Consider the following 25,561-nt stretch of genomic DNA (forward strand, 5'->3'; position numbering starts at 1 on the left):
GGTCGATGGTGCTGGTGCTACAGGTGCCGTTCGGCTACTTCTCGGTGACCGTGAAGCCCTGCGTGTTGCCGTACTCGACGAGCTGCTTCTGCCAGTCGGCGAGACCGTCGTTCAGGTCGGCCTTGTTCGCGTAGGACTGTCCGACGGTGTCGGCGAAGATGCTGTTCGCGTAGACCTGGTACGGCAGGTACTGCCAACCGGTCGACACGTCCTTCGCGCCCTGCACGAGGACCTCGTTGATCTTCTGGCCACCGAAGTACTCGGGAGCTGCGGAGAGGAACTCGTCGGAGTTGAGGTCGGCGGTCGTCGCCGGGAAGCCGCCGTTGTCGAGGAAGACCTTGACGCTGTCCTCGTCGTTGTTCAGCCACTTGAGGAAGCCCGCGGCGAGCGCCGGGTTCTTGCTCTGCTTCAGCACGACCTGGCCACCGCCACCGTTCTCGGCGTTGGCGGGCTTGCCGTCGTAGGTCGGGATCGGTGCGACGCGCCACTGACCGGAGGCCTCGGCGACGGACGACTCGAGCACACCGGGCATCCAGGCGCCCGTGATGAGCGTCGCGATGCTGCCGTTGCCGAGCGACTTGTACCAGTCGTCACTCCATCCCGGGACCTCGGAGAGGAGGTCGCCCTCGACGAGCTGGTTCCAGGTGTCGGCCCACTTCTTGGAGCCCTCGTCGGCGAGGTTGACGCTCACCTTGGTGCCGTCGGCGGTGAACGGACGTCCACCGGCCTGCCAGATCATGCTGGTCGCGAAGCCGGAGTCACCGGAGTCGTTGGTGATGTACTTCGACGGGTCGGCCGTGTGCAGCTGTGCGGCTGCCGCGATGTACTCGTCCCAGGTGGTCGGCACGGCGATGCCGTACTGGTCGAACACCGTCTTGTTGTAGAACATGGCCATGGGGCCGGAGTCCTGCGGGAGGGCGTAGAGGCCGTCGCCGATGTTGACGGAGCTCCACGGGCCGGGGCTGTAGTCGTCCTTCAGGTCGCCGAAGCCGTAGGCGTTGAGGTCGACGAGGGAGTCGCTGAGCGCGAACTGCGGGATGGCGTAGTACTCGACCTGCGCGACGTCGGGGGCACCCTTACCGGCCTTGATCGCGTTCTGCAGCTTCGTGTACTCGGTGGTGTTGGTGCCGGCGTTGACGAGGTTGACCTTGACCTTGGGGTAGGCCTTCTCGAACGCGGCGACCTGCGCCTCGGCGGAGGGCGTCCAGGACCAGTAGGTGATCTCGCCACCGGCTTCGAGGGCGGACTCGATGTCCTTGGCGTCGCCCGAGGCGGTGCTGCCGCCGCCGGACGAGCAGGCGACGAGCGAGGCTCCGATCATCGCGGACGCGACGGCCGCCGTGGCCGCGCGGCGCAGAACCGTGCGAGACGGTGAGATGCGCTTCATGGGTGTTTCCTTTCACTGCGTTGGGAGGAGGAGGTGATGCGGGTGGTGCGGGTTGGGAACGGCGGGGATCAGCCCTTGACGCTGCCGGCACTCAGGCCGGACTGCCAGAAGCGCTGCAGGAAGAGGAACGCGATGACGATCGGGACGATGGTCAGGAGCGATCCGGTGATCACGAGGTTGAAGATCGGCTGCGCGGCGACACCGGTGGCCTGGGCGCTCCACTGGCTGAGGCCGACGGTGAGCGGATACCAGGTGGGTTCGGACAGCATGATCAGCGGCAGGAAGTAGTTGTTCCAGGTCGCGACGATCGCGAAGAGGAGCACCGTGACGATGCCGGGGCCGAGGAGTCGCAGCGAGATCGTGAAGAAGGTGCGGAACTCCCCCGCGCCGTCCATGCGGGCGGCCTCGAGCAGCTCGGTCGGGACCGCGTCCACCGCGTACGTCCAGATGAGGTACAGGCCGAAGGGACTGACGAGCGAGGGCAGGATGACCGCCCACGGCGTGTTCGTGAGGCCGAGTTGGCTGAACATCAGGAAGGTCGGGACGGCGAGGGCCGTGCCCGGCACCGCGATGGAGCCGAGGATGATCGCGAACACGGCGCGCTTGCCGGGGAACCGGAACTTGGCGAGGCCGTAGCCGCCGATCGTCGCGAGGAGCGTCGCCCCACCGGCACCGACCACCACGTAGAGCAGCGTGTTGCCGAACCAGCCGACGAACTGCCCGTCGCGGTAGGTCAGGGTGTCGACGATGTTCTGCCAGAGGTTGAACCCGCCGTCGCCGAACCAGAGGCCGAAGGAGGTGAAGAGGTCGGGCTGGGACTTCGTCGCGTTGATGACGAGCCACAGGATCGGGACGACCGAGTAGATGAGGAAGACGGCCATGACGATCGTGAGGACGATCGAGCGCTTGCGGCGCGGGTCGTGGCGCTTCCGGGTGGGCCGGTCGAAGGCGCGCGGGTTGCGGGCGGTCCGGGTCGACACGGTCTGCGGGCGGACGGTCGGGTTCGAGACGGTGGCCATCAGCTGTTCTCCTGTCGGGAGCCGCGCACCTGCACGACGTAGGCGATGACGGCGGTGATGACGCCCATGATGATCGCGACCGTCGCCGCGAGGTTGAACTGCTGGCCGGCGAAGGACAGGTTGTAGGCGTACATGTTCGGGGTGAAGTTGCTCGTGATCACGTTGGGCGCGAGGTTCTTCAGCAGGTTCGGCTCGTTGAAGAGCTGGAAGGACCCGATGACGGAGAAGATCGTCGCGATGACGAGCGCTCCGCGGAGGGCGGGGATCTTGATGCTGAAGACGGTGCGGAACTGTCCGGCCCCGTCGATCTCGGCAGCCTCGTAGATCTCGCCGGGCACGACGCGGAGGGCGGCGTAGAAGATGAGCATGTTGTAGCCCATGAACTCCCACGTCACGATGTTGCCGATGGACGCGAGGACGGCCTGCGAGCTGAACGGCTCGAGGATCTGGGCACCGACGAGGTCGTTGAAGCTGCCGGCGAGACCGAACTGGTCGCCGTAGATGAAGCCCCAGATGAGCGCCGCGACGACGCCCGGGACGGCGTACGGCAGGAAGAGCGCGATGCGGAAGAAGGCGGCGCCGTGGAGCCTGGCGCTGTCGAGCGCGAGCGCGGCGGTGAGCGACAGGGCGAGCATGATCGGCACCTGCACGACGAAGAACAGTGCGACGCGACCGAACGGCTCCCAGAACTTGGGGTCCTGGAGCACCTGGGCGTAGTTCTCGAAACCGACGAAGGCGTTGCCGCCGATGAGCTTCTCCTGGAAGAAGCTGAGGTAGAGCGCATAGACGAGCGGCGCGATGATCATCAGCGCGAAGACGATCATGAAGGGGGCGATGAACGCCCAGCCCTTCCAATCCCGGCGGTCGCGTCGGTGGACACGGACCGCTGGTGGCCGGCCGGTGCGAGCGGTCGTAGTGGTCATGGGCAGCTTCCTTGCTGGGATTCGGGCGGAACCGTCGTGCGGTGGAGCCGTGCGGGGGTGGGATCGCGGTAGATGTTTACGTCAACATCTGATCGGTACCATAGCATGTTCACGTCAACATGCAAGGATGGATGCGACGATAGGGAGACCATGACGGACACCACCCGGAGAGCGCCTGGCCGCGCCAGGCGAGCGCCGTCGATGGCGGACGTCGCGGCGCACGCCGGCGTCTCCTCCCAGACCGTCTCCCGCGTCGCGAACGGGCTGACCAACGTCGACGACGGCACCCGCGACCGCGTGCTGGAGGCCATGAACGAGCTCGGCTACCGCCCGAACAAGGCCGCGCGGGCGCTGCGATCGGGGCGCACCCGCAGCATCGGGATCACGATGTTCACGCTCTCCTCCTACGGCAACATGCGCACGCTCGACGCGATCACGGTCCAGGCCGCACGGGCCGGCTACTCAGTGACGGTCGTGCCCGTCGAGTACCCGACGCAACGCGACGTCGCGGTCGCACTCGACAGCCTCCGCGAGCAGGACGTCGACGGCCTCATCATCGTCATCGAGTCGCACATCGTCGACGGCGCCGACGTCGAACTCCCCGCAGGTCTCCCGGTCGTCGTCATCGACTCCGCGGCACGCACCGACTACCCGGTCGTCGACAACGACCAGGCGCAGGGCGCGGCGCTCGCCACTCAGCACCTCCTCGACCTCGGGCACCAGGGCGTCTGGCACATCGCCGGCCCCCGCACCTCGTACTCGGCGGCTCGTCGCGAGCAGAGCTGGGCCGACACGCTGCGCGAGGCCGGCATCACGCCGCCGCCCGCGTTCCGTGGCGACTGGTCGACGACCTCGGGGTACGAGATCGGCCTCGAGATCGCCGAGCGCCCGGAGATCACGGCCGTCTTCGCCTCGAACGACCAGATGGCGCTCGGACTCCTCCGCGCCCTGCACGAGCGCGGCCGTGCCGTGCCGGAGTCGATCAGCGTCGTCGGCTTCGACGACACCCCGGAGTCGGACTCGTTCTGGCCGCCGCTCACGACGGTGCACCAGGACTTCGACGAGATCGGACGCCGGGCGATCACGACCCTCCTCCGCGAGATCGAGGAGGGCCCGCAGCTCTCCACTGAGCCCCTCACGCCGACGTCCCTCGTCGTCCGCGCGAGCACGGCTCCCCCGCCCGCGGTCTGAGCCTGCCGGGCTCCTGATCCGATCATTGAGCCTGTCGAAATGCCCACGGTGCGCCGTCCCATCGCTTGACACCCGAGCGAGGGGTCGCCCATACTCGTCGGAAATGTTGACGTGAACACGGTGGTTCGACGCCGCTGAATGTTCACGTGAACATCCCCTGCACCACGGCCTCCAACGAAGGAACCACCGATGACACTGCCGTCACCAGTCCGCCGACGAACGATCGGAGCGACCGTCGCCGTCGCCCTCGGCATCGCCGCGATCGCACCAGCACTCGCCACCGTGGACGCCGCACCTGCGGCCGCCGCGGAGAGCACGCCCCTCACCATCACCCCCAACCCCGCCTACCAGAACGAGGCGTTCGAGGGCTGGGGCACGAGCCTCGTCTGGTTCGCCAACGCGACCGGCGACTACCCGGCGGACGTCCGCCAGGACCTGTTCGACAAGGTGTTCGGCGAGGACGGCCTCAACCTCAACATCGCGCGCTACAACATCGGTGGCGGCAACGCGAGCGACGTCCCGCCATACCTGCGGGCCGGCGGCGCGGTCGACGGCTGGTGGAACCCGGACCTCGCCGCGAGCGACGCCGACGGCCCCATCACCTCCGACTACGCCGACCGCGACCGATACGCCGCCGCCTGGGACGCCGACGACCCGGCCTCCTACGACTTCGACGCCGACGAGACCCAGCGCTGGTGGCTCACGGCGCTCAAGGACAAGATCACCAAGTGGGAGGCGTTCAGCAACTCCCCGCCCTACTTCATGACCGAGAGCGGTTACGCGTCAGGCAACTTCAACGCCGCCGACGAGCAGCTGAAGCCGGAGAGCGTCGACGACTTCGTCGCGTACCTCACCACGGTCGTCGACCACCTCGAGGCCGACACGGGCATCGACTTCGACACCATCGACCCCTTCAACGAGCCGAACACGAACTACTGGGGCACCCAGATCGACGAGGCCACCGGTTGGCCGAAGGGCGGACGCCAGGAGGGTGCGCACATCGGCCCGGCCATGCAGGACACCGTCATCAAGGCCCTCGCCGAGCGCCTCGCCGCCGAGGGCACCTCGACCGAGGCCGTCATCGCGGCCATGGACGAGACCAACCCCGGCATCTTCGCGACGAACTGGAACGGCTGGTCGCAGACCGCCAAGGACCTCGTCACGCAGCTCAACGTCCACAGCTACGGCCAGGGCGGCAGCGTCGTCGCGCGCGACATCGCGAAGACCGCCGGCAAGCCGTTGTGGATGAGCGAGGTCGAGGGCAACTGGGACTCCAGCGGCAAGCACAACCTCACGAACATCGACAACGGCATCGGTATGGCGACGCACCTCATCGACGACCTCCGCAACCTGGAGCCGACCGCGTGGGTGCTCTGGCAGCCCGTCGAGGACCTCTACAACATGGAGAAGGTCGAGAAGCTCAACTGGGGCAGCGTCCTCATCGACTTCGACTGCAACGCCGAGGGCGACTCCGAGCGACGCATCGCCGACGGCGACGCCGACCCGAGCTGCTCCGTGAAGACGAACGCGAAGTACAACACGCTCCGCAACTTCACCCACTACGTGCAGCCCGGTGACCACCTCATCCCGTCCACCGACACGCAGACCACCACGGCGCTCCGTGCCGACGGCACCGGTGCGACCCTCGTGCACGCCAACCCGTCGACCTCGGCTCGGACGATCACCATCGACCTGTCGAAGTTCGCGGACATCGCTCCCGGCGCGACGGTCACGCCGATCGTGACGACGGAGTCCCCCGCGGACGACGTCACCGCAAACGCACTCGTGCAGGGCGACGCCGTGTCGATCGACCCGGTGACCAAGCAGGCGACGCTCACGGTCCCGGCGAAGTCGGTCACCACCTTCCTCGTCGACGGTGCGACCGGTGTCGCAGCCGACGCGGCGCCGTTCCAGGACGGACACGCCTACCAGCTCGTCGGCAAGCAGAGCGCGAAGGCGTTCACCGCCGCAGCCACGACCGGGACCGTCCCGGCCGGCACGATCACCCCGCGTGCCTCCGACGCCACGACCGGTGCCGCACAGGTGTGGACCGCTGAACTCCTCGCCGGCGGCGGCACGAACACCGACCGCTACGCCGTCCGCAGCTCGTCCGGGGCACTCCTCTCCGCGAACTCCGCCGGCACCTCGCTCGTCGCTGCGACGCGGGAACAGGCTGCGGCCGACCCATCGCTGCAGTGGATCCCGACGACGACCAACGGCTCGGACTGGAGCCTCGTGAACGTCGGGACCAGCCAGGCCCTCGAGGTCGGCGGGCAGTCCACCACGACGGGCGCCGCCGTCGGCGTCTACCAGTCGAACAACGGCGCGAACCAGACCTGGAACTTCGTCGACACCGCCCTCACGGGCGTGCAGCCGGTCACGGTGCAGACCGTCGCCGGTGTTCCGGCGGCGCTGCCCGCGACCGTGGTGCCGCTGTACGGCGCGGTCCAGGGCGCGCCGGTGCCGGTCACCTGGGACACCTCGGCCGTGGACTGGAACACGCCGGGCACGATCGTCGTGAACGGTTCCGGCACCGACGGCTGGGGTGCGGCGTTCACCGCGCAGGCCACCGTCGACATCGGTGGCTTCACGACCACCGAGCCGGTCTCCCTGACGGTCGCCGCGGGGTCCCCGGCAAGCGCCGTCATCGCTGCGGCACCGACCACGGTCCCGGCGCAGATCGGTGCGAGTGTCAACCGCTTCGACACGCCCGTCGCCTGGGACTTCAGCACCCTCGACGACGCCGACCTCGCCGACACCGGTGTGGTGCAGGTGCGCGGCACGGCTGCCTCGAACGACCCGGCCGCGGCACCGATCGACGCACTCCTGTCGATCATCGTCACGGCGCCCGGCGAGCGGAACATCGCGCCGGACGCCACGACCGTCGCGAGCGCGACGTCCACCGAGTCCGGCTATCCCGCGAGCAACACGAAGAACGGTGTGCGGAACGACAAGGGCTGGTCGAACTGGCGTTCGTCGAACAAGCCGGCGAGCGACACGCTGAGCTACGAGCTCGGCGGTGAGCACACGATCGAGCACGTCACCTTCTACGCCTACAAGGACGGGAGCACCAACAGCTGGCCGAGTGCACTGACCGTGCAGGTCCGCGACGCCGACGGCGCGTGGATCGACGCTCCGGGTGGGGCGGTCGCCGTGCCGGTCCCGACCGATGGGACGGCTCCGATCGTCGACGTCGACCTCGGTGGCGTCACGACGAGTGCGGTGCGCATCCTGATGACGGCGTACGCGAACACCCACATGGTCGTCTCGGAGGTCGAGATCTACGCGCTCGCACCGTCGGTCGCGACCGAGGCGAGCCTCGCCGCGCTGCGGGTGAACGGCACGCCGGTCGAGGGCTTCGACGCAGGCGTCCTCGAGTACGAGGTGCCGCTCGCCGGGTCCGCCGACCCGGTGGTCGACGCCGTCCCGGCCGACCGCGACGCGACGGTGACGATCGAGCCGCTCGAAGCGGCACCGGCGGCTGACGCTCGCGCTGCGGCTGACGCGACCGACGGTGTCGTCATCACGGTGACGGCGGCTGACGGTGTGACCACACAGTCGACGACCATCACCTTCGTCCGGACGGCGGTCGCGACCGCGACGCTGTCGAGCGTGGCCCGCGAGGGCGTGCCGACGACCGCGGCAGTCGTCGTGGACCCGGAGGACGCGGCCGTCGTCTACGCGTGGCTGCTCGACGACGAGGTCGTGGACGGAGCCGACACGGCGACGTTCACGCCGCCCACCGGCAGTGCTGGTGCAGCGCTCGCGGTGCGGGTCACGGTCTCGGCGGAGGGCTTCGCACCCGTCGAGACGACGTCCACGCCGGTGACGGTGCTCGCCGCCGCGGTGGACCCGGGGACCGATCCCGGCACCGACCCGGGGACGAACCCCGGGACCGGTCCCGGCACGGGCTCCGGCGGCGGCGCGGTCGGCGGTGGTGACGGCACGAGCTCGCCCTCGGGCGGTTCGGCCACCGGCGCCGACTCGCTGTCGCGCACGGGTGTGGACGTGTCGAGCATCGGGCTCGTCGCGCTGCTCCTCGGCCTCGTCGGCTTCGCGTCGGTGCTGCTCGCGCGTCGCCGTCGCACCGCAGAGTAGGTCGCTGCTGATGAACCCCGTCACCCGTCGTCCCGGGTGGCGGGGTTCGTCGCGTGTCGGCAGACGCGCGGTTCCCCGAGGGCACTTCGACAAGCTCAGTGACCGGAACGGTTCCACGCACGACACGAAACGGTTCCCCGGGGGCACTTCGACAAGCTCAGTGACCGGAACGGTTCCACGCTCCCTGAGCCTGTCGAAGGGCTCACGAACAACCACACCCGACACGACACGGTTCCCCGAGGACACTTCGACAAGCTCAGTGACCGGAACGGTTCCACGCTCCCTGAGCCTGTCGACGGGCCCACGAGGAAGCCCCGCCGTCCGAAATGACTCGGGCGGCGGGGCTTCGTGGTGCGGGGTGACTACTCGGCGTCGAGGTCCGTCTCGAGGAGACCGGCGAGCTCGGCGAGCGCCTCATCGGCGCCCTCGCCCTCAGCGCGGAGGGTGACGACGTCGCCGTTGGTGGCGCCGAGGCTCATGATCGTGAGGATGCTCGAGGCGTCGAGCGGGCCCGAGTCGCCCAGCTCGATCGTGACGGGCACCGGCTGGCGCTTGACCGTCTCGATGAAGAGCTTGGCGGGGCGGGCGTGCAGCCCGACGCGGCTGGCGATGGTGGCTTGGCGTTCGGCCATGATGATGCTCCTTCTGCGGTTCGGTTGGTGCCGGCCGGACCAGTGGATCAGGTCAGGCTGTGGATCGGACGGGTACGGATCAGACGGTCGCGGGCTCGGTGGTGACCGCGGGGGCCGCCGTGTCGGCGCCCTCCACCGGACGACGACGGGCGAACCGCTTGAGCAGGATGACCGCGACGGCGGTGATGACCGTGCCGACGGCGACCGACAGGATGAACATCCCGATGTTGCCGATGGCGAAGAACACGAAGATGCCACCGTGCGGTGCCTGCGAGGTGACGCCGGTCGCCATGATGAGCGCACCGGTGGCGGCACCACCGAGGATCGACGCCGGGATGACGCGGAACAGGTCGGCCGCGGCGAACGGGATCGCACCCTCGCTGATGAACGCGGCGCCGAGCAGCCAGGCTGCCTTACCGTTCTCCCGCTCGACCGCGGTGAACGAACGACGGCTGAGGACGGTCGAGGCGAGTGCCATCGCGAGCGGCGGCACCATGCCGGCGGCCATCACGGCGGCCATGATCTGCCACGGTGCCTGGTTGGCGAGCGTTCCCGCACCGAGACCGGCGACGGCGAACGAGTACGCGACCTTGTTGACCGGACCGCCGAGGTCGAACGCCATCATCGTGCCGAGGATGACCCCGAGCAGGATGGCGGAGACGCCGGTGAGACCGGACAGCCACGAGTTGAGGCCGTTCATGAGCGCGGCGATCGGGCCGCCGAGGACGAGGATCATGAGGCCGGAGGCGACGATCGATCCGAGGAGCGGGATGATCACGACGGGCATCAGGCCGCGCAACCAGCGGGGCACGTTGAGTCGGCCGAGGCCGTAGGCGACACCGCCGGCGAGCAGACCACCGACGAGTCCGCCGAGGAAGCCGGCGCTCATGAGGAGGGCGACGGCGCCGGCGACGAACCCGGGCGCGATGCCCGGTCGGTCGGCGATCGCGAAGGCGATGAAGCCCGCGAGGGCCGGGACGAGGAAGCCCATCGACGCGGCACCGATCGAGAACGCGACCGCACCCAGGTAGGTGCCGAGGCCGCCCGCCGGGAGGTTCGCGAGGCTGTTCTCGACGATGATCTTGCCGGCGTTCTCGGTGATGTTGTATCCACCGAGGAGGAAGCCGAGGGCGATGAGCAGACCGCCACCCGCGACGAACGGGATCATGTAGCTGACGCCGGTGAGCAGCCAGCGCTTGATCGACTGACCGACGTTGGCGTCCTTCTTGTCCGACGTCGACGCGGAGGCGTCACCGGCCGCTGCGGCGACCCGCGGGGCGTTCGGGTTCGCGATCGCGGCGACCGCGTCGTTGATGAGCTGTTCCGGGGCGTCGATGCCGCGCTTCACGGGAGCCTTGATGACAGGCTTGCCGGCGAAGCGGGTGACGTCGCGGACGTCCACGTCGACGGCGAAGATGACCGCCTGCGCCTTCGCGACGACGTCGGCGGGCAGCGGGGTCGCACCGGAGGCGCCCTGCGTCTCGACGTGCAGCTCGACACCGAGGCGCTTGGCGGTGGCGGCGAGCGAGTCGGCCGCCATGTAGGTGTGGGCGATGCCCGTTGCACACGAGGTGACCGCGATGAGCACGGGCCGTGCGGCCTGGTCGCCGGCCTCGACGGGAGCCGTCGCGGCACGCTCGGCTGTGGGAGCCGACGCCGGCTTGGGTGCATCGCTGAGTGCACCATCGACGAGGGCGACCACCGCGGCGGCGTCGGGCGCCTCACGCAGCGAGGTCACGAACTCGGGCTTGATGAGCGAGCGGGCGAGCTTCGACAGGAGGGCGAGGTGCGCCTGGTCGGCGCCGTCCGGAGCCGCGATGAAGAAGAGGAGGTCGGCCGGGCCGTCGTCAGAGCCGAAGTCGACGAGCGGCGAGACGCGGGCCATCGCGAGCGTCGGCTCGGTGACGGCGGCCGAACGGCAGTGCGGGATCGCGATGCCGCCGGGGATGCCGGTGTCGGTCTTGCTCTCCCGTGCCCAGGCGTCGGCGAAGAGGGCCTCGGTGTCGGTGGCACGGCCGGCGCGGACGACGAGCTCGGCGAGCGCGCGGATGACACCCGCGCGATCGGAGCCGAGGTCGGCGTCGAGGGCGACGAGCCCTGGGGTGATGAGTGGGGTGGACATCTGGGTTCTCCTTCGAAACGGATGCTGGTGCTTCGGGTGGTCGGGGCGGCCCTTCGACAAGCTCAGGGACCGGGGTGGGCGGTCAGGAACCGGGGGCGGTCAGGGGGCGGAGGGGATCCGCTGCGGGAGCTGGGCGACGTCGATGGCGGCGGCGTCCGTCCCGCTGAGCGCCGGCACGTCGCTGCCCGGGAGTGCCGCGGCTGCGGCTCCGTGGGCGACGGCCTGCGCGAGGCGTGCTGCAGGTGCGTGACCTGCGGTTCGGGCGATCAGGTAGCCGGCGAGGGAGGAGTCCCCCGCACCGACGGTGCTGCGCGCGACGATCTTCGGGGCCCGGGCCGACCAGGCGGTGTCACCCTCCACCAGCACGGCGCCTCGGGAGCCGAGCGTGACGAGGACGGCGGCGACCGGGCCGGGTCGGTCCGTGGTGCCGATGAGCGTGGCGGCGACGGACGCGGCGAGCGCCGGGTCCGCCTCGATCTCGTCGCCGGACGCCGTGCCGGTGAGTTCGGCGAGTTCGGCACCGTTCGGCTTGATGAGGTCGACGCGTTCCCCGGTGACGGCGAAGGCGGCGAGGAGGGCGGCGAGCGGCTCCCCCGAGCTGTCGACGGCGACGAGCGGGCGAGTGCCGTCGGTGAGGGCGCGAGCGGCCCGGACGATCCGTGCGTAGAAGTCGGCCGGCAGCCCGGGTGGCAGCGAACCGGCGATGACGAGCCATTCGGCACTCGCGGCGGCACGGGCGGTCGCGTCGACGAGGCGTGCAGCGTCGTCCTCGGTGAGGAGCGGACCCGGCTCGTTGATCTTGGTCGTGGTGCCGTCGGGCTCGGTCAGCGTGATGTTGCGGCGCACGGGGTGCCCGGTCGGGACGGCGAGGACGTCGATGCCCTGCGCGCGGAGCGACTCGATCATCGGGTCGGTCGATTCGCCGGGGAGGACGGCGATGGTCGCCAACTCGGCGGCGGCGATCGCCCGCGAGACGTTGACGCCCTTGCCGCCCGGCTGCTCCCGGCTGGCGAGTGCGCGGAGGACCTCGCCGCGCTCGACGATGCCGGGGAGCTCCACCGTGTGGTCGAGCGAGGGGTTGGCGGTCAGGGTGATGATCATGCGACGACCACCTCGACACCCGCAGCCTCGAGGGCGTCCCCGAGCGTCGTCGGAACGACCTCGTCGGTGATGACGGTGTCGATCTCGTCGAGGGCGGCGAAGCGGATGAGCGCTTCCTCACCGAGCTTGGCGGCGTCGGCAAGGACGACGGCCCGTCGCGAACCGCGGACGATCGCCGACTTCACGGCGCCCTCGAGTTCGTCGGGCGTGCTGAGGCCGAAGTCGGCGCTGACCCCGTTGGCTCCGACGAAGGCGATGTCGGGACGGAAGCGACCGAGCTCGTCGACGGTCGTGCTGCCGACCGCCGCGCTCGTGATGCCACGGACGCGGCCGCCGAGGAGGTGCAGTTCGACGTGGTCGCAGTGGTGGAGCGTCGCGGCGATCGGCACGGAGTTGGTGATGACCGTGAGCGTCTGGCCGGCGGTGGCCGGGCGCCAGGTGACGAGGAGGTCGGCGAGGTGGGCTGTGGTCGTGCCGGCGTCGATGACGATCGAGCCACTGAACGTGGCCGGGATGAGCCGGAGGGCCGCACGGGCAATCGTGGCCTTCGCGTCGCTCCGCTGGCCCTGGCGATCGGCGAGGCTGGCCTCGGCGACGGAGGCACGTGCTGCGGAGACGGCGCCGCCGTGGACGCGGCGCAGGACGCCGGAGGTTTCGAGCTGGTCGAGGTCGCGACGGATCGTCTCAGCGGTGACGCCCAGCTCGCGGGAGACGTCGGCGACGGAGACCCGTCCGCTCGTCTTCACCCGGCTGGTGATGTGCTCGTGCCGCTCCGTCGCGTACATGCGTCGTCCTTGACCTTCGTTTCCGGTGTTGCAGGCTTGCAGTGCGAAGAAAGTATCACACAAACACAGAGAAACACAGATCCACGTCTTTTCCGGTCCCTGAGCTTGTCGAAGGGCAGCAACCATCCCCGGTCCCTGAGCTTGTCGAAGGGCGCAACCATCCCCGGTCCCTGAGCTTGTCGAAGGGCGCACTTCGACAGGCTCAGTGACCGATCAGGGAGGCCGCTCAGCGACCGATCAGGGAGGTCGCTCAGTGACCGATCAGGGGAGGTCGCTCAGCGACCGGTCAGGTGGGCGGGTCGGCAGCGGGTCAGGGCGCGAGGGACGGGATCGGCAGGCGGAAAGTATGCCGCAGGGCGGATTCCGCCGCCAGGAACCCCGCCATCCCGTGCACGCCCATCCCCGGCGCGGCCGAGCTCGAGCAGAGGTAGACCCCGGCCGCGGGCGTCCGCCACGGTTCGCGACGCACCACCGGGCGCCGCAGCAGCTGACGCAGCGACGGCTCGCCCCCGGAGATGTCGCCACCGATGTCGTTGGGGTTCTCGCGTTCGACGACGACGGTGTCGCGGCCCGCCTGCGCGATGATCGTGTCGCGGAAGCCCGGCGCGAACCGCTCGATCTGGTCGATGATCGCCTCCGACATGCCCGCCCGGGACCCCTTCGGCACGTGGCAGTACGCCCACACCGTGTGCTTCCCCACCGGCGCGCGACTCGCGTCGAACAGCGAGGGCTGCGACAGCAGCACGTACGGTCGATCCGGATGGCGACCCGCGGCCACCGCGTTCTCGGAGGCGGCGATCTCCTCGGCTGTCCCACCGAGGTGCACGGTGGGGGCGTCGAGCAGTGGCCGGTTGGTCCACGGGATCGGCTCCGAGACCGCGAGGTCCAGCTTGAAGACGGCGTTGCCGTAGCGGAACCGATCGAGCGCACGGACGTAGTCGGTGGGGAGCCGGGACCCGACCGCCGCGACCATGTCCCGCGGGCTGGTGTCGAACAAGACCGCTGCGGACAGGGGCAGATCCGAGACGGCGGTGACCCGGTGTCCGGTGACGACGCGGCCGCCGTGCGCCTCGAGGTCGGCCACCATGGCGTCGGCGAGCGACTGCGCTCCGCCGATGGGCAGCGGCCAGCCGTCGGCGTGCGCGTTCGCGGCGAGGACGAGTCCGGCGCCCGCCGCCGGGAGCCCGGGGAGCTTCGTGATCGTGTGCGCCATGACCCCCGTGAGCATGCCGGGCGCGACCGTGCCCTCGAACCGCCGCAACCAGGCCGGGGATCCCTGTTCGAGCACCCGCAGGCCGAACGGGACTACGTCGAACAGCCGCTTCGGGATGGGCAGCAGCGGGTTGAGCGTGAACTCGGTCACGGCCTCCATGCGGTCGACGACGGGCTGCAGCAGCTCCCGCCACGCGATGCCGTCGACGCCGAGCGTGCCCACCGTCCGGTCGAGGTCGCGGTAGGCGATGCCGGCGCGGCCGCGGTCGAGCGGGTGCCCGTAGGAGGCCTCCGGGATCAGGTAGTCGACGCGCTCCGTCGCCTTCCACGCTCGGAAGAACGGTGAGGTCAGGACCATCGGGTGGATCGCCGAGCAGACGTCGTGACGGAAGCCCGGTTCGGTCAGCTCCTGCGTCCGCAGACCGCCGCCGATGGTGTCGGCTGCCTCATGCACCTCGACCTCGAGGCCGGCGCGCGCGAGGGTCACTGCAGCGGCGAGACCATTCGGCCCGCTCCCGACGACGACCGCATCCACCATCGCTCCAGCCTAGGTCGTGGGCGATGGACATGGGATGACGGGTTCCGCGACGCCCGCGCCGGCTGGGATGGAACGGGTGGCGGTCGGCGCAACCGTGGCGCCGACCGCCGGTTCGTCTCGCACCCGAACGCGCGAGACGGCTGTGGTCACGACGGCGAACCGGCCGACGTCGTGACGGGTCTTTCGGTCCTCTGGCGCTCCGGCAGCAGCTGGCGGAGCACTCCCCCGGCGTGCGACGCCCACCGACCGACGGCGACCCAACTGCGGTCGCGGACGAAGAGCAGGTCGAGGGCGATCATCGCGAGCGAGAACGGCCACAGCCCGAGGAAGAGGCCGATGCCGAGGTGCATCAGGATCGTGAAGCCGAGCGCGAGGATCCGCGTCGGCCGCCACAGGATCAGCACCGGGAACAGCAGCTGCACCCAGACCGACAGGAACGTGGCGACCCAGACGAACGGACCGACCTGCCAGGCGAGGTCGCTCAGCGCCGGGAACGGCCGGAACACGTCGAGGACGAGCGAGTAGTAGAACGCCGTGCCCTCCCGCCACTCGGGACCCATGAGCTTGTAGATGCCGGAGTTCACGTAGACGAGCATGATCTGGTACGCGCAGAGGAGGACCGCGGTGTTGTTGGCGGCGTTCGCGAGCCAGGCCGGGATCGCGAACCGACCGCGCAGGATCGGCCGCAGCGCTCGCCCCCGCCGCTTGGTGAGCCACGCGTCGACCGACCAGTGACGCGACAGGTCCGCGAACACCAGGAACAGCAGCGTGATGCGGATGATCGTGTCGCCGCCATTGGTCAGCACCGTGCTGTTGGTCGCGAGCCCCACCCAGAACACGAGCAGGACTGGCGTGACGAACCGGGTCTGCCAGCCGACGAGGAAGAGCAGCCCGAGCACGATGAGCACCCCGTAGGCGAGGTCGAAGACGAAGGCGCTGTCCTTCGTGAAGACGAGCTCGAACAGCGGGAACCACGCGCGACGGTTCGCCTCCGGGTCGACCCACTTCGACGCGACGCCCCAGAGGTAGTGGCGGTCGGCGAGGCTCGTGAACAGGAAGCTGACGATCGCGACACCGTAGAGGATCCGCAGGGCGGAGAGGCTGTAGCCGGCGTGCTTGGCACCCGTGACCCAGCCGGCGAACCGGTCGAACGATGCGCGGACGGCGTTCATCGTGCACCTCCGTAGCGGGTGACGACGTCGCGGTAGACGGCGAGGGTCTCCGGGTCGATGACGTCGTCGACGTGCCGCCAGCCGAAGGTGACGGCGGTGTCGTCGAACTGCTGCTCCTCGGAGAAGCGGTTCTCGAAGTCGTTCGGGCGGGTGCGGTCGATCCGCCACCGGACGCGCTCGACGTCCTGGTCGAAGTACGCCGTGGAGAACGCGGTCGCGTACTCCTTGAGCATGTAGTCGTAGCGGAGGAACCGGACGACGTCGCCCTGCCCCGAGCCCGGCGTCGTGCTGACGGCATCGAGGTCGGCGATGAGCGACTCGGCCGACTGGGCGCGATACCCGCCACCGTCGGCTCGCTGGATGAAGGTGTCGCGGACGATCTCACGCTGCTGGGCATCGAGGGCGAGGTAGCGGGCGTTGTAGGCGAGCATCGCGTTCCACGAGGACTTCTGGATGCGCGACGGCTCGGCGTGGCCGGGGACGGCCTGCTGCTCGAGCTTCGTGACGTTGACCCAGTCGGACTTCACGAGCGTCCCGTCGGCGTCGCGCCACTGGGCCTGGACGGAGAAGGTGATGTTCGTCTTCATGATGCTCGGCGCGAAGACGTTCCACTTCTGCGTGAAGTACGGGCCGGCTGCGGCGACGACGGCACCACGGACGGGTGTGGTCGGTGAGACGATGACGAGGGTGCCCGCGACGTAGACGCCGACGAGGGCGATCGAGACCGCGGCGGCGATGCGCGCGGCCCGCTTCGGCGGGGCGGTTTCGTCCCGAGACGATCCCGCTCCCCGGTCCTGCCGACCGGACGCCGGTGCCTGATCGCCGTCCGGTCCCTCGGCGCCGTCTGGTCCCTGAGCCCCTTCTGGTCCCTGAGCCCCTCCCGGTCCCTGAGCCCCTTCCGGTCCCTGAGCTTGTCGAAGGGTGTCAGAACGGCCCTCCACGGGTGTGCGTGTGATCGGAGTCACGGTTCCTCCTTGGTGCTGGGTGGTGATGAAACCGCGGGGCACCGGTTCGGCGGTGTCTCCGCGGGAGAAGGAGCAGGCCGTGCCGACCCGAATGCGGCACGGCCTGCTCGGCGAGGTCACTCCATACGCGCCCGTCGCGTGGCCACGAAGGCGCCTCCGAGGAGGAGCATCATGGCGCCGAGCCCCCCGAGCCACAGGCCGTCGAAGCCGGTGCTCGGGAGACCGGGGCGTGACCCCGGTGCGGTGGCGGCCACCGCGGTGACCGTGAAGGCGGTGGCCTCACGATCGAGCGGCAGGTCGCCGGTCACGGATCCGGAGAGTTCCACCCGGTGCGCACCCAGCCCGAGCGACGAGTCGATCGGGAAGGTGAACGTGGCGTTCCCGGAGACGTCAGCGATGACGGGCGTCAGTGCGAACGGGGTCGAGAAGACCGTGGCCGAGATGGTCTCGCCGGGCTCGAAGCCGGTGGCGTAGACCTCCTGGATCACACCCGTGTCGCGGACGATCGTCGAGTACTTGACGGTCGCCTGACGCTCGTCGCCGGCGTCGGTGTCGCCATCGGCGTCAGCGGCGGTGTCGGCAGCAGCGTCCACGTCAGCTGCAACATCGGTGTCGGCAGCGGCGTCAGTGTCGGCAGCAGCATCGACGTCAGCCGCAGCATCCACATCGGCCGCAGCGTCAGTGTCAGCGGCGGCATCCGTGTCGGCAGCAGCATCGACGTCAGCCGCAGCATCCGTGTCAGCAGCAGCATCCACGTCAGCCGCAGCATCGGTGTCCACGTCCGCGTCCGCGTCCGCGTCAGCATCCACATCAGCCGCAGCATCGGTGTCGGCAGCGGCGTCCACGTCAGCAGCAGCATCCGTGTCGACATCAGCCGCAGCATCCACGTCAGCCGCAGCATCCGTGTCAGCAGCAGCATCGACGTCAGCAGCAGCATCCGTGTCGGCAGCAGCGTCCACGTCTGCGGCAGCATCCGTGTCAGCCGCAGCATCCACATCAGCAGCAGCATCCGTGTCGGCGGCAGCGTCCACGTCTGCGGCAGCGTCCGTGTCAGCCGCAGCGTCCACATCGGCAGCAGCGTCCACGTCAGCCGCAGCGTCGACGTCAGCGGCAGCGTCGACGTCGACGTCGACGTCAGCGGCAGCATCCACATCAGTCGCAGCATCCGTGTCAGCCGCAGCATCCGTGTCGGCAGCAGCGTCCACATCTGCGGCAGCGTCCGTGTCAGCCGCAGCATCCACATCAGCAGCAGCGTCCACGTCAGCCGCAGCGTCGACGTCAGCGGCAGCATCCACATCAGCAGCAGCATCCACGTCTGCAGCAGCATCCACATCAGCAGCAGCATCCACGTCTGCAGCAGCATCCACATCAGCGGGGGCATCGACGTCCACGTCGGCGTCCACGTCAGCAGCAGCATCCACATCGACCGCAGCTGCGTCGGTGTCGACGTCGACCGCTCCATCCTCGATGGTTACCTCGGACTCGGCCGGCGTCACGGAGACATCGCCCTCGGCGGTCACCGTGACCGGTCCGGGCGTGTAGTCGTCCGGGATCGGCAGGTCCACGGTGAAGGAACCGTCAGGGTTCGTCACCACGGTGACGGACGGTGCGCCCGGGATGGACACCGTGACCGTCTCGCCACCGGCGAAGCCCGTCCCGTCGACCGTGACCGTCTCACCCGGCAGCGCCGAGGACGGGTCGACCGTGATGGCAGTGTCGTACGCGAGGATCTCGATGATCGTCGTCGCCGGTTCGTCCGATGCTGCACCGAGTGCCGTCACCGTGACGTCGCCGAGTGCGTAGCCGTCGGGGACCGGCAGGGTCACCGTGAAGCCGCCGCCGACGTTCGTCACCTGCGTGACGACTGGGGCGCCGGGGATCGACACCGTGACCGTCTCGTTGGCTGCGAAGCCCGATCCGGTGATGACCGTCGTGTTGCCGGCGATCAGCGCGTCCGGGGAGGCGGTGATGACGGGCGAGAACACGATGGCGGTGACCGTGACGGTCGCGGTGGCCGGCGTCTGCGACACCGCTCCCTCCGCCGTGACGACCAGCGGGCCGACGGGCGCGTTCGCCGGGACCGTGATCCCAACCGAGAACTCGCCGGCACCGTTCGTGGTCGCCGGGACGGCCGTGCCACCGGGCACCGTGACCGTGACGGACTCGTTCGGCGCGAAACCGGTGCCCGTGACGAGCGTCGCTCCGCCGGCCGCGACCGTGCTCGGGTCGGCGGTGATCGCCGTCTCGTAGGCCTCGACCGTGAGCTCCGCCTCGGCGGGCGTCGCCGAGGTCTCGCCGACCGCGGTCACCGTGACCGGCCCGGCGGGCGTTCCGGGCGGCACCGGCAGGGTCGCGGTGAAGCCGCCGTCGCCGTCGGCCGTCACCACGACGGGGTCGCCGCCGGGGATCGAGACGCTGACCGACTCGTTCGGCTGGAAGCCGGTACCGGTGACCGTGGTGGTCTGGCCCGGGTTCACCGTGTCCGGTGTGAGGGTGATCGCCGTGTCGTAGACCGTGGCCTCGACCGTGACGGTGGTGGTCGCCTCGGTCGCCGAGACGACGCCGAGTGCGGTGACCGTGACCGGACCGGTCGCGAAGCCCTGCGGGACGGCGAATGTCGTGGTGATCTCGCCGTCGGCGTTCGAGGTGATCGTCACCGGCGCGAGGCCGGGGAAGGTGACCGTGACGCTCTCGGTCGGAGCGAAGCCGCTACCCGAGATCTCCGTCGAGGTGCCGCCGGGGACCGTCGCCGGGTCGGCAGTGATCGTCGGCGTGTAGACCACGTCGACCGTGAGGTTCGTCGTCGCAGGGGTGTCGGACGTCGCACCGAGCGCGGTCACGACGACCGTTCCCTCGGCGTAGTCGGCCGGCACGGGCAGCGACACGGAGATGGTGCCGGTCGCCGTCGCCGTGGTGGTCACCGGGTCGGCGCCGGGGATCGAGACCGTGACGCTCTCGGTCGGCGCGAAACCGGTGCCGGTGACGAGGGTACTGGCACCCGCGACGACGGTGGTCGGGTCGGCGGTGATGGCGGTGACGTAGGTCGTGGCCTCGACGGTGAGCGTCGCCGCGGCGGGGGTCGCCGAGACGGTACCGGTGGCGGTGACCGTGACGTCACCGATCGGGAAGTCCGCGGGGAGCGTGACGCTCACGGAGATCTCGCCGTCGGCGTTCGCCGTGGTCGGGAACGGGTCGACGATGCCCGGGACCGTGACACTCACGCTCTCGTTCGGGGCGAAGCCCGCACCGGTGACGGTCGTGCTGCCACCCGGTGCGATGGTCGCGGGATCGAGGGCGATCGCCGTCTCGTAGGCGAGCACCGTGACGGTGGTCGTCGCGTCGGTCGCCGAGAGGACACCGGTCGCCGTGACGATGAGCTCCCCTGCGGTGGTGCCTGACGGGATCGGCAGGGCGGCGGTGAAGCCGCCGTCGCCGTTCGCCGTCACGACGCCCGGTGTGCCACCGGGGATGGAGACCGAGACGGACTCGTTCGGTGCGAACCCGGTACCGGTGATCGTCGTCGAGGTGCCGGGGAGCAGCGTGTCCGGGTCCGCGGTGATCGCGGTCTCGTAGGGCACCACGGTCACGTCGGCGTCGGCGGGCGTGTTCGACGTGTCACCGGTCGCGGTGATCGTCAGCGGACCCGCGGGTGTTCCCACCGGGATCGTCACGGGCTGCGTGAAGTCGCCGTCGCCGTTCGTCGTCACGGTGACGGGGTCGCCGCCCGGGATCGTGATGGTGACGGTCTCGTTCGGCGCGAAGCCGGTGCCCGTGACGGTGGTGGTTCCACCCGGGTTGGCCGTCGTCGGGTCCACCGTGATCGCCGTGTCGTACACGACCGCTTCGACGAGGACCGAGGTCTGCGCCGGCGTGAGCGACAGGGCGCCCGTGGCCGTGAACGTCACCGTCGAGGGGACGAAGTCCGCCGGGAAGGCGACGACCTGGCTGATCTCGCCGAGCCCGTTGGCGGTGGTCACGACGTCTTCGAAGCCGGGCGCCGAGATGGTCACCGACTCGTTCGCGACGTAGCCGGTGCCGGACAGGATCGTCGAGTCACCGGGGTTCAGCGTCGACGGCGTGGCCGTGAGCGTCGTCTCGAATGCCTCGACGGTGATCGTCGCAGTGGCGGGTGTGTTCGACACGGCTCCGACGGCCGTGACGACGACGGGGCCGGCGGGGGTGCCGGGCAGGATCGGCAGGATGGCGGTGATGTCGCCGTCCGGGCCGGCCTCCACCACGACGGGCGTGCCGCCGGGGATGGAGACGGAGACGGACTCGCCGGGCAGGAAGCCCGTTCCGGTGACGGTGGTGCTGCCGCCGGGGAGGAGCGTGTCGGGGTCCGCGGTGATCGCCGTGTCGTAGACCGTCGCCTCGACCGTGACCGTGGTCGCCGCCTCGGTCGCGGAGACGACGCCGAGGGCCGTGACCGTGACCGGACCGACCGCGAAGTCCTGCGGGACGTCGATGGTGGTCGTGATCTCGCCCGCTGCGTTCGACGTGACGGTGATCGGGTCGAGGCCCGGGAAGGTGACTGTGACGCTCTCGCTCGGCGCGAAGCCGGAGCCTGAGATCTCGGTGCTGGTGCCGCCAGGGACCATGGCCGGGTCGGCGGTGATCGTCGGGGTGTAGACGACGTCGACCGTGAGGTTCGTGGTGGCCGGGGTCTCGGAGACCTCACCGAGCGCGGTCACGACGACCGCGCCCTCCGCGTAGTCCGCCGGAACCGGGAGCGACACGGAGATGGTTCCGGTCGCCGACGCCTGCGTGGTGACCGCGGGCGCACCGGGGATGGAGACCGTGACGGTCTCGTCGGGCTCGAAGCCGGTACCGGTGACGAGCGTGCTCTCCCCCGCGACGACGGTCGTCGGGTCGACGGTGATGGCCGTGACGTAGGTCGTTGCCTCGACGGTGAGCGTCGCCGTGGCAGGGGTGGCCGAGACGGCGCCGGTGGCGGTGACGGTGACGTCGCCGAGCGGGAAGTCCGCGGGGAGCGTGACACTGACCGTGATCTCACCGTCGCCGTTCGCCGTGGTCGTCACGGGCGTGGCGAGGCCGGGGATGGTGATCGTGACGGTCTCCTGAGGAACGAAGCCCGAGCCGGTCACGACCGTGCTGCCGCCAGGGGCGACGGTCTGTGGGTCGAGCGCGATCGCGGTGTCGTACGCCTCGACGGTGATGACCGTCTCGGCCGGCGTGGCGGAGACCGCGCCGGTGGCGGTGACCGTGAGCTGGCCGGCGGGCGTGCCGGAGGGGATCGGCAGGTCCGCCGTGAAGCCGCCATCGCCGTCAGCCGTCACGACGACGGGCGTGCCGTCCGGGTAGGAGACGGAGACCGACTCGTTCGCGGCGAAGCCGGTGCCGGTGATCGTGGTCGAGTTGCCGGGGAGGAGCGAGGCCGGGTCGGCGGTGATGGCCGTGTCGTACGGCAGCACCTCGAGGTCGGCGGTCGCCGGGGTTGCGGAGGTCTCGCCGGTCGCGGTGACGACGAGCGTGCCGGCCGGCGTGCCGTCGGGGACGGGCAGGTCGACGGTGAAGCCGCCGTCGCCGTCCGCCTCGACGGTCACCGGGGTGCCGCCCGGGTAACCGACGGTGACCGTCTCACCGGGCAGGAAGCCGGTGCCGGTCACGGTCGTGGTGTTCCCAGGGATGAGCGACGTCGGGTCGAGCGTGATGGCGGTGTCGTAGACCGTCGCGGTGACGGTGACGACGGTGGTCGCTTCGGTCGCGGACACGGCGCCGAGGGCGGTGACCGTGACGTCACCGACCGCGAAGTTCTGCGGGACCGCGACGGGGGTGCCGATCGCGCCGAGTGCCGTGGCGGTGACGGTGATCGGCTCGAGGCCGGGGAACGTCACGACGACGTCCTCGCCGGGCGCGAAGCCGGCGCCGTTGATGATCGTGGTCGTGCCACCCGCGACCGTGGCCGGGACGGCGACGATCGCGGTCTCGTAGACCACGGTGAGGTTGGTCGTGGCCGGGGTGTCGGACGTCTCGCCGAGCGCGGTCACGACGACCGGGCCTGCGGCGTAGTCCGCCGGGACGTCGAGCTCGACCGAGATCGTGCCGGTTCCGGTGGCCGTCGTGGTGACCGGGTCGACGCCGGGGATCGAGACGGCGACGGTCTCGCCCGAGGCGAAGCCGGTGCCGGTGATCGTCGTGGTCCCACCGGCGACGACACTGGCCGGGTCGGCGGTGATGGCGGTGACGTACTGCGTCGCCTCGACGGTGACCGTCGTGGTCGCGGGGCTGGCCGATGAGGCACCGGTCGCCGTGACCGTCACGGGGCCGAGCGGGAAGTCCGCCGGGAGCGTGAGGCTCGTGGAGATCGTGCCGGTACCCGTCGCGGTGGTGACGATCGGGTCGGTGAGGCCGGGGACGGTGATCGACACCGACTCGCCGGGCAGGAACCCGGTGCCGGTGATCGTGGTGCTGCCGCCCGGAGCGATCGTCGCCGGGTCGGCGGTGATGGCGGTCACGAAGGGCGCGACGATGAGGTCGGTGGTGGCCGGGGTGGCGGAGGTCGCACCGGTGGCGGTGAACGTCAGGGTCGCCGGGGTGAAACCGGCGGGGATCGCGACGCTCTGGCTGATCACACCGGCGGCGTCCGACGTCGTGGTGACCGGGTCGAGCCCGGGCGCGGTGATGGTGACCTGCTCGTTCGCCGCGAAGCCGGTGCCGTCGATCACGGTGGACTGGCCGGGGTTGACCGTCGCGGGCGTGGCGGTGATGGCCGTGTCATAGACGACGAGCGTGCCGCGCACCGAGGACGACGCGAGGTTGACCGTCGCAAGCGAGATCGCCGGGACGAGGGAGATCTGCACGGCTCGGACGGTCGCCGATCCCGCCCCGAGGTCGCCGGTGGCCGGTTGCACGTTGGCGGTCACGTCGGCGACGAGCCGCACGATGTTCAGGATGGGGCCGACGACGTTCGCCGCCAGGCCGCCGGTGATCCCGTTGAGACCGGTGTTGAGCGTGTTCAGACCGGTGAACGCGGTTCCGACGACGCCCTTGACGAGGTTGAGGACGAGGTTGACCACGCCATCCAGCGTGAGTCCGAGGGTCGCGAGGATCGGGTTCAGCACGTTCGGGAGGAGCCCGGCCGAGGTGAAGGCGGCAGTGCCGTTCTGGACGGCGCCGAGCGTCGAGTCGAGCGACAGGGAGATGACCGGGACCTGCGTGACGACGACGTTCGTCGTGACGTTGCCGGTGACCTGGATACGCGTATTGTTCACGGCCGCCTGCAGGCCGGCGGACACGGCCGTGACCTGTGCGGTCACCGCTGAGGTGATGGCTGCGGCGATGGCGGCACCGATCGGGCCGGACAGCAGCGAGGTGTTCGGCGGCAGGTCGTTCAGGTCCGGCAGGTTCGGGTCGTTCGCGAGCAGGGTCGCGAGATCGACGGTCACCGCGCCGGTGAGCAGGTTGACGGAGACACCGGTCGCCGCCGACTGCGACGCCTGGGTGGTGAGGATCGTGTTGACCACGGTCGACAGGTTCGGCGGGGTGACCGTCCCCGTCGCAGCCACTCGGAGCACGCCGATGAGGTTCGCGTTCAGCGCCGTGTTGAGCGCCGACGTCAGCCCGTTGAGCGTCGTCTGCAGCGGCGGGAGGAGGCCCGTCACCTGCGTCCCGACGTTCTGCACGAGCGGGCTCTGGAGCGTGAGCGTCGCACCGGAGATCTGGTAGTCGGGAACAGCCGTGGCGCCGCCCGTCTGCGAGATCGTGGAGGCGAGGGCGCCGAGGCTGAGGGAGAGGTCGCTGAGGATCCCGCCGGTGGGCGTCCCGACCCGGCCGAGCAGACCGGTCAGGTCGAGTTCGGCGTCCGCCGGCGGAGCATCGGGTCCACCGATCGAGACGCCACCCTGGTCGGTGACCGCGCCTGAGCCGGCGATCGCGTCGCCGTTGTCGGCGGCGGACCCGTACTGAGCGACGGCACCGAGCTCGATGACGCCATTGGCACCGAACAGTTGGAGCGAGCTGCCGAGGTCGACGCCGAGGGTGTTGAGCACCTCGGCCGACAGCGGGTTCGCGGCGACGGGGTGGACACCACTCGGGTTCTCGGCGCGGGCACCGGCGACCGCGGCGAGGGCGTCGAGGTTGATCCCGGCCGCCTGTCCACCGAGGAACCGGCCGAAGCCGTCGGAGACATCGGTCGGGGCCGCTGTGGCCGCCGTCGTCGACCCCATGGCGATGACCGTGCCGACCACGGCCATGGCCGCGACCTTCCACGCACGGCCTCGGCCGAGGATGCTTCGCTGCTGTTCCCCCACGGTGGAACCCTTTCTTCGGTGCACGGGCGAACCCGCGACTGGCGTCGATCCCGGCCAATCTATGGGCGGGCTTCCCTGTCCCCCAGAGGAGGGACCCCAACCTCCGTAGTGCCGGATGGAAAACCGGTACTGGCCTCCGCAGTGCG

Annotated in this window: 13 protein-coding genes; 2 read left to right on the top strand and 11 right to left on the bottom strand. The window is 70.1% G+C overall.

From position 1 onward, the window contains the following. Positions 1–34: 34 nt before the first annotated feature. The 3 genes from IFU30_RS14400 to IFU30_RS14410 form a co-directional block, all read right to left on the bottom strand. Complete coding sequence (locus tag IFU30_RS14400) at positions 35–1,387, bottom strand: ABC transporter substrate-binding protein (RefSeq protein WP_124769910.1); 1,353 nt, start codon at positions 1,385–1,387, stop codon at positions 35–37. Positions 1,388–1,455: 68 nt separating this feature from the next. Next, on the bottom strand, positions 1,456–2,406 hold the full coding sequence (locus IFU30_RS14405; RefSeq protein ID WP_064296051.1) for a carbohydrate ABC transporter permease: 951 nt from the start codon (positions 2,404–2,406) through the stop codon (positions 1,456–1,458). After that, positions 2,406–3,329: a carbohydrate ABC transporter permease gene (locus IFU30_RS14410; protein WP_064296050.1), complete on the bottom strand. Its 924-nt coding sequence runs from the start codon at positions 3,327–3,329 to the stop codon at positions 2,406–2,408. The genes IFU30_RS14405 and IFU30_RS14410 overlap by 1 nt, the downstream gene beginning before the upstream one ends. A 150-nt stretch (positions 3,330–3,479) precedes the next feature. On the opposite strand from IFU30_RS14410, the gene IFU30_RS14415 reads away from it, so the two are divergent. Both IFU30_RS14415 and IFU30_RS14420 read left to right on the top strand, forming a co-directional pair. Further along, on the top strand, positions 3,480–4,520 hold the full coding sequence (locus IFU30_RS14415) for a LacI family DNA-binding transcriptional regulator (RefSeq protein ID WP_249404833.1): 1,041 nt from the start codon (positions 3,480–3,482) through the stop codon (positions 4,518–4,520). 189 nt (positions 4,521–4,709) lie between these two features. Next, positions 4,710–8,618 carry a glycoside hydrolase gene (locus tag IFU30_RS14420; RefSeq protein ID WP_192005636.1) on the top strand — a complete coding sequence of 1,303 codons (3,909 nt, stop codon included), beginning with the start codon at positions 4,710–4,712 and terminating at the stop codon, positions 8,616–8,618. 362 nt (positions 8,619–8,980) lie between these two features. Here the strand turns inward: IFU30_RS14420 and IFU30_RS14425 are convergent, their stop codons facing one another. The 8 genes from IFU30_RS14425 to IFU30_RS14460 all read right to left on the bottom strand — a co-directional run bounded on the left by IFU30_RS14425 (position 8,981) and on the right by IFU30_RS14460 (position 25,415). Next, positions 8,981–9,250 (bottom strand): HPr family phosphocarrier protein, encoded by a 270-nt coding sequence (locus tag IFU30_RS14425; RefSeq protein WP_056014456.1) that lies wholly within the window; start codon positions 9,248–9,250, stop codon positions 8,981–8,983. Positions 9,251–9,329: 79 nt separating this feature from the next. After that, positions 9,330–11,372, bottom strand: coding sequence for a PTS fructose transporter subunit IIABC (locus tag IFU30_RS14430; protein ID WP_192005638.1), 2,043 nt, complete (start codon positions 11,370–11,372; stop codon positions 9,330–9,332). A 99-nt stretch (positions 11,373–11,471) separates the two neighbouring features. Then, the gene (locus IFU30_RS14435) at positions 11,472–12,473 is read right to left on the bottom strand and encodes a 1-phosphofructokinase family hexose kinase (protein ID WP_192005640.1); all 1,002 of its coding nucleotides are present in this window, start codon (positions 12,471–12,473) and stop codon (positions 11,472–11,474) included. Then, complete coding sequence (locus IFU30_RS14440; RefSeq protein ID WP_085512485.1) at positions 12,470–13,258, bottom strand: DeoR/GlpR family DNA-binding transcription regulator; 789 nt, start codon at positions 13,256–13,258, stop codon at positions 12,470–12,472. The genes IFU30_RS14435 and IFU30_RS14440 overlap by 4 nt, the downstream gene beginning before the upstream one ends. 310 nt (positions 13,259–13,568) lie before the next feature. After that, positions 13,569–15,008, bottom strand: coding sequence for a phytoene desaturase family protein (locus tag IFU30_RS14445; RefSeq protein WP_192005642.1), 1,440 nt, complete (start codon positions 15,006–15,008; stop codon positions 13,569–13,571). A 146-nt stretch (positions 15,009–15,154) separates the two neighbouring features. Next, positions 15,155–16,180: an HTTM domain-containing protein gene (locus tag IFU30_RS14450; protein WP_137243732.1), complete on the bottom strand. Its 1,026-nt coding sequence runs from the start codon at positions 16,178–16,180 to the stop codon at positions 15,155–15,157. Then, positions 16,177–17,145, bottom strand: coding sequence for a DUF5819 family protein (locus IFU30_RS20495; protein ID WP_192005644.1), 969 nt, complete (start codon positions 17,143–17,145; stop codon positions 16,177–16,179). Before IFU30_RS20495 ends, IFU30_RS14450 begins: the two co-directional genes overlap by 4 nt. Positions 17,146–17,261: 116 nt before the next feature. Beyond that, positions 17,262–25,415, bottom strand: coding sequence for a choice-of-anchor G family protein (locus IFU30_RS14460; protein WP_192005646.1), 8,154 nt, complete (start codon positions 25,413–25,415; stop codon positions 17,262–17,264). Between the last annotated feature and the right edge of the window lie 146 nt (positions 25,416–25,561).

The organism is Plantibacter sp. CFBP 8798 (assembly GCF_014841195.1).
Taxonomy (GTDB): domain Bacteria; phylum Actinomycetota; class Actinomycetes; order Actinomycetales; family Microbacteriaceae; genus Plantibacter; species Plantibacter auratus.